Here is a 3,209-nt window from a genome sequence, read left to right as displayed (position 1 = left end):
CGTAGCGTCCGGCCGCGCCGCCGCGGCGCCGCCAGCCGTGCCGGTGCAGCAGGGCGCCGAGCACGGCGGGGTCGACCTGACCGGGCTCGGGCGGTCGGTGCCAGGCGGCAGCGGCGAGGTCGTCGGGGTGCGGCCGGACCGGCCGGACGGGCTCCTCCAGGGGGCGGTGCGTCATGGTCTGCCTCCCGTCCCGACCCGCGTCATGATCTCGCAGAGCGCTCGGTCGTCGAAGATGCGCGAGGTCGGTATCCGCACGGTGGTGCGGGTGCGGCCGGTGATCGGGTGCCCGGCGAGGTTGACCCAGTAGCAGCAGTGCCTCAGGTCCAGCCGGTCGTGGCTGGCGCGCAGCCAGTCGTCCTGGGCGCGCGGCACGAGCATCACGACCAGGATCTTGTGCACCGACACGGGGGTGCGCGCGAGCTTGCGCAGATGGTCGTTGTCGAGCGTGAAGGAGAAGAAGCGGCCCGGCGGGTTCGGCGGCACCTGGTACGTGCACTTGAGCTGCACCTTGATGGTGACCTCGTCGTCGACGGTGTGCCCGGGCGAGCCGTGACTGACGTGCCAGTCGATGCCGTTGTCCGGGAATGGTTGCGACAGCGAGCAGCCGGCCGCCGCGGCGACCGCGTGCAGATAACCCACCTGCAGTGTCTCCATGCAGGCGGTGGTGGCGAGTGTGCCGCGAAGGGGACCCGTGCGTTCGGGCAGCAGCCCGCCCCGCTCGGGCTGCGCTATCGCCATGACCAAACAGCCTTCCAAGCCAAGTGTTTCCCCGTGACGGGCCGCTGAACTGCAAAGACCCGTACTCCTGTTGTGTCCTTCCGGCGTACGGCGCAAACAGCCCGGGTATCACCAAACAGGCAGAAGACGGGTCGTCAGCTGCCGTGGGTGAACAGGGAGTTGTGCGGACATGACGTGCTGGTACGAGGGGCCCCTCGCGGCCTTCGACACGGAGACCACGGGCGTCGACGTCGAGACCGACCGGATCGTGTCGGCCGCCGTCGTCGTCCAGGACGCCCCGGGCACCCGGCCCCGGGTGACCCGCTGGCTGGTCAACCCGGGTGTGCCGGTGCCGGAGGCGGCGACGGCGGTGCACGGGCTGACGGACGAACACCTGGCGCGCAACGGCCGCTGGCCGGCGCCGGTGATGCACGAGATAGCGGAGGAACTGGCCGAGCAGGCGGCGATGGCCCGCCCGCTGGTCGTGATGAACGCGCCCTTCGATCTGACGCTGCTGGACCGCGAGTTGCGCCGCCATCGCGCCTCCTCGCTCGACCGCTGGTTCGAGGCGTCGGCGCTGCGCGTCCTCGATCCGCGCGTCCTCGACAAACACCTCGACCGCTACCGCAAGGGCCGCCGCACTCTGACGGACCTGTGCGCGCACTACGACGTCCAGCTGGAGGGCGCGCACGACGCGGCCGCGGACGCCCTGGCGTCGCTGGATCTCGTACGGGCCATCGGGCGCCGTTTCGCCGCCCGCCTCGAACGCCTCTCCCCCGCCGAACTGCACACCCTGCAGACGACCTGGCACGCCGCCCAGGCCCGCGGCCTGCAGGCGTGGTTCACCAAGAGCGGCGCTCCGGAGATCGTGCACACCGAGTGGCCGCTACGACCGGATCTGCCTGCGGCGGCATGACGGAGGCGACATGACAAAGGCCGGTCCGCTGCTGCGGACCAGCCTTTACCAGGTGGGCGATACTGGGTTCGAACCAGTGACCTCTTCGGTGTGAACGAAGCGCTCTCCCACTGAGCTAATCGCCCGGGAACGGACTGAACAATACAGGTCTTCGCGGGCCCACATCAAACCGCTTCCAGGTGGGCCGCCAGGCCCCTGCGCCCCGCCCGCATCATCAGCCGGTGGTTGGCGCGGAACACCGGCCGTCCCGGCACGGCCAGCCGCCTGAGCAGCGGCTTGTGCACGTCGACGACCTGCTCGTAGCGGGCGAGGGTGCCGGTGCCGACGGCGGTGACCGTCCAGCGCGCCCAGCCGTCGATGTCGCCGGACATGGCGATCTCCAGGACTCCGGCGGCCCGGTCGCGGCGCGTCGCGCGGGCGGTGAAGCGCAGGTCGTACGGGAGGAGGGAACGGATGCGGATGATGCCGGTGGTGTCGTCGAGCCGGGTCACCTCCCGCACCTGGGGCCACCACCGGGGGTACTCCTCGGCCCTCTCCAGCGCCTCGTAGACGATCGCGGGCGCGGCGGACAGGGTCCAGAGACTGCCGAAGCGGTAGTGCGTCCAGTCCATGCCGGAAGTCTGCCCGTACGCAGGGCCTTTCGCAGGGAACTGAGTACGTACTGAGTACGCGCACTCATGTCGCGTGACGTGACGCGCACCACACTCCCTGGCATGACGCACGTTCCGCCCCCGGCCGAGGAGTTGCGGCTCCTCGATGCCGAGCTGAGGCAACTGGACGCCCGCCGGGCCCAGTTGCTGCACCGCCGCGCGTGGCTCGTGGCCGCGCTCCAGCCGGTCGCCCCGCTCACCGCGTCCGGCGCGGCGGGCCCGGCACGGCAGGCGCCCCTCGGCCCGCCCCGCCCGGAGGCCACCGCACACGGCGTGCAGAACGTCCTCCTTCTGCTCGGCGGTGTGCTGCTCACCCTCGCGGCGGCGGTGTTCACCCTGGTCAGCTGGGGGCGCCTGGGAATCAGCGGACGGGCGCTCGTACTGGCCGCGATCACGTCGGCCGCGCTCTTCGCGCCGGTGCCCCTGTTGCGGCGCGGGCTGCGCTCGACGGCCGAGTCGGTGGCCGGCCTGGGACTCGCGCTGATGGTGCTGGACGCGTACGCCGTGCACCAGGTCGCCGTCACGGGGGCGGACGGCGCGGGATACACGGCGCTCGCCTCGGCGCTGCTGGCGGGGCTGTGGGTGGCGTACGGGCGGCTGCCTCAGGTGGCCGGACTGCGGCTGCCGCCGCACGCCGCGCTGGCCGCGGCCCAACTCCCGCTGCTGTTCTGGGCGATCCGGGCGTCCGCGGTGCCGTACGGGATCACGGCCGCACTGCTGGTGACGGCCGGGTTCGACACGGTTGTGGCGCTCCGGGTGACCGCCGGGTCCGTACGCGTTCTGGCCGCGATCGGCGCGTACGGCATGGGGTCCTGGGGCGTTCTGGCGGCCGGCTGGCTCTCCTGGGGTGCAGCCGGCCCGAGCGCCGCCGCCCGTGCGGCGGCGCTCCTCCTCGCGGCGGCGCTCGCGCTGGGCGCCGCCGCGCG

3 protein-coding genes, 1 tRNA gene and 1 pseudogene are annotated in these 3,209 nt (G+C 72.4%); 2 read left to right on the top strand and 3 right to left on the bottom strand.

Annotated elements, in window-relative coordinates:
- Positions 1–171: 171 nt before the first annotated feature.
- Entirely contained in the window at positions 172–738 is a 567-nt protein-coding gene (locus tag JYK17_RS40115; protein ID WP_016434268.1) for a DUF4365 domain-containing protein, read from the bottom strand.
- A 169-nt stretch (positions 739–907) separates the two neighbouring features.
- Between JYK17_RS40115 and JYK17_RS40110 the strand changes: the two genes are divergently transcribed.
- Entirely contained in the window at positions 908–1,633 is a 726-nt protein-coding gene (locus JYK17_RS40110; protein ID WP_108011494.1) for a 3'-5' exonuclease, read from the top strand.
- A gap of 53 nt (positions 1,634–1,686) precedes the next feature.
- On the opposite strand, the gene JYK17_RS40105 is transcribed toward JYK17_RS40110, so the two are convergent.
- A tRNA-Val gene (locus tag JYK17_RS40105) sits at positions 1,687–1,758 on the bottom strand.
- 39 nt (positions 1,759–1,797) lie between these two features.
- Positions 1,798–2,244, bottom strand: coding sequence for an SRPBCC family protein (locus JYK17_RS40100; protein WP_108011497.1), 447 nt, complete (start codon positions 2,242–2,244; stop codon positions 1,798–1,800).
- A 66-nt stretch (positions 2,245–2,310) separates the two neighbouring features.
- On the opposite strand from JYK17_RS40100, the pseudogene JYK17_RS40095 reads away from it, so the two are divergent.
- Positions 2,311–3,209: pseudogene (locus tag JYK17_RS40095) on the top strand (SCO7613 C-terminal domain-containing membrane protein); the annotation flags it as partial.

The organism is Streptomyces plumbidurans (assembly GCF_019857225.1).
GTDB lineage: Bacteria > Actinomycetota > Actinomycetes > Streptomycetales > Streptomycetaceae > Streptomyces > Streptomyces plumbidurans.
The sequence above is the reverse complement of the archived record's forward strand: the minus strand, read 5'-3'. Positions and strand labels throughout refer to the sequence as shown.

What these genes read in the sequence shown, in the direction of transcription:
- JYK17_RS40115 (WP_016434268.1), bottom strand. Translation starts at nt 738, where the DNA reads ATGGCGATAGCGCAGCCCGAGCGGGGCGGGCTGCTGCCCGAACGCACG.
- JYK17_RS40110 (WP_108011494.1), top strand. Translation starts at nt 908, where the DNA reads ATGACGTGCTGGTACGAGGGGCCCCTCGCGGCCTTCGACACGGAGACC.
- JYK17_RS40100 (WP_108011497.1), bottom strand. Translation starts at nt 2,244, where the DNA reads ATGGACTGGACGCACTACCGCTTCGGCAGTCTCTGGACCCTGTCCGCC.